The 2,101-nt window shown below is 61.3% G+C and carries 2 protein-coding genes and 1 pseudogene; all 3 read right to left on the reverse strand.

Going from position 1 to position 2,101, the window contains the following annotated elements; genetic code table 11:
* Positions 1–75: 75 nt before the first annotated feature.
* On the reverse strand, positions 76–681 hold the full coding sequence (locus EOD07_RS32090; RefSeq protein ID WP_041008556.1) for a transglutaminase-like cysteine peptidase: 606 nt from the start codon (positions 679–681) through the stop codon (positions 76–78).
* A 240-nt stretch (positions 682–921) separates the two neighbouring features.
* Positions 922–1,539: a PilZ domain-containing protein gene (locus EOD07_RS32095; RefSeq protein WP_040983142.1), complete on the reverse strand. Its 618-nt coding sequence runs from the start codon at positions 1,537–1,539 to the stop codon at positions 922–924.
* Between the two features lie 175 nt (positions 1,540–1,714).
* Positions 1,715–2,101 (reverse strand): annotated as a pseudogene (locus EOD07_RS32100) (PAS domain-containing protein); the annotation flags it as partial.

A 2,101-nucleotide genomic window follows, 5' to 3' on the forward strand; every position in this document is an offset into this window, starting at 1 on the left:
GTGGGGACTCGACCGGGCTTTCTCCCTGGGCACGCCGCCGCGCGTAACCGCGCCGTGCCCGATCGCTTTGGCGCCTTAGCGGACGCTGGCGACCGCGTCCTCGCGGCCGTCGTTGATCGTCACCCAAACGCCCGAATTCTCGGTCGATTGACGTTTGAGATAGGTGTAGACCGTGTCGTTCCAGGCGAGCACTTTCGGCTCGAGATTGTCGAGGATGAATTCGCCGAGGCTGGTGCGCACCGTCAGCACCGCATGGCCATCGCCATTCGGCTGGCGCACCACCGTCATCAAAAGATCGCCGGCCGGCACGCCGACGGCCATCAGTTCGCGGCGCTTCTCCAGCGCGTAGTCCTCGCAGTCGCCATAGCCGTTGTCGGGATAGGCCCAGTATTCCTCGACGCCGTAGATCTCCATATCGGTGCGCGGCTTGACGCGGACGTTGACGGAATTGTTGACGTTGACGATCGTCGCCCACAGCTTGCGCGTCAATTCGACCGGCGAACCCTTCGGCGTCCGTTGGGCGCATTCGACCGGAATGCGCTGGCAGAAATCATAGTGACCGACCGGCTGGGTGGTGCGTCCGCCCGTATGCATGAAAGCAGGTCCCGCGCTTGCCGTGCCCCACGCGGAAAGCTGCATCGCCATTGCCAAGAGCAACAGCTTGCCCCTCGTCATTTTCATTGTTGTAGTCTCCCCGTTTGAGGAGACTGTGCCACGTTGGGATTTATTTGACGCAAAAACCCGAAGTAGATATTGAGTAAAACGCCAGTAGAATAAACATAAAATTTGAACTATCGCGATCTTGAGTTGTTCAGATTTATGAAGATCTGATAGGTGCCGAGGCGGCCTGCGTCAGGAGAAGACCGGACAACAAAAAAAAGGCCGCCGAGGGCCGGTTCGCTTTCCTGCGGAGAGCTTATGTCAGGATCGCGGCGCGTTGAATTCCTGGTCGAGCGTTTCCGGCCGTTGGATGACCGCGAACTCGATGGCGACGCCATCCTCGAAATGGCGCACCACCTGGCCGCGCATCGTGCCCAGCATGACCTGGACGCCGATGGCCGGCTTGACGTCGATCTCGACCGCGGCGCCCGAGAGCGACAGATCGATGATGCGGCACTGATACTGGCGCCCGTCGGTGAGCTGCAGGACGCTCATCGGATTGCGCGGCGCCACGCGCTCGTGGCGGCGGTCCTCGGGCAGGTCGAGCTCGTGCTTGTTGGCAAGCCAGGTGAGCTGCGCGGCAAGCTTGTCCTTCTTGCGGTCCGAGGCGATGACGGTCATGGCGAAGCCGTCCTGCGAGGTGCGCGTCACGATGCCTTCGACACGGCCGATATGGTCGATATAGGCGATGACCTTCTCGCCCGGCTTGCCGATACGGTCCGTGCGCAATGCGACGTTGCCGGGCGACATGTCGATCACCTGGCATGGATGTTCGGTGCGGTCTTCCAGCATGAAGCGTCCGTAAATCTTGACCCGGACACGCTGGAAATTGCGCCGCTCAGCTCGTGACGGTGCATATTCTACCGCCGCTGACCTCATGACTGCCTGCACCCCGTTGGCATTCCGCGCGACGATGCGAGGAATTTCGCTCAGAAAAACTACAGCAAAGCAGGTTAACAAACGGGAAAAATCGGCCGCAAAAGCCTGGGCCTGGAGGCTCGCGGGACGCGGAAAAATTAACCGTGGGGGAAGCGCAACTCCCGCGCGGCCAGGTTCACTCGTGACGCCCCCCCTCGAGGACGACGAGATGGCGGATGCGGCGCACGCGGCCGAACGCCGAAATGGTCTCCGGAGGATCGAATTCGGCTGGAACCAGCGAGGGGACGTCGATCGCCGGACGGTTCTTCAGGAACATCGGCTCCTTGTCGGGATCTATCACCCGGATCGTATCGATGAGCGCATCGGCGATCGGATCGGCACCAAGCCAGAAGGGCTTGTCGGCGGTGCTGATGATGCCGAGGCAGCGCTGGTTCTCGGCACCCCCATCCAGCGGCAGCGACAGGAGCTCGAATTTGTTGGAGCGGCCGTTGCGGCTGAAGCCCTCATAGGTCATGAGCAGGACCGACTTCTGATCGAAAACGCCTTGCATCAGCCGCGACAT

Source organism: Mesorhizobium sp. M2C.T.Ca.TU.002.02.1.1, assembly GCF_003997225.1.

Bases quoted from the DNA above. Each gene is read 5' to 3' on its own strand.
- EOD07_RS32095 (WP_040983142.1), bottom strand. From the start codon at position 1,539: ATGAGGTCAGCGGCGGTAGAATATGCACCGTCACGAGCTGAGCGGCGC.
- EOD07_RS32090 (WP_041008556.1), bottom strand. From the start codon at position 681: ATGAAAATGACGAGGGGCAAGCTGTTGCTCTTGGCAATGGCGATGCAG.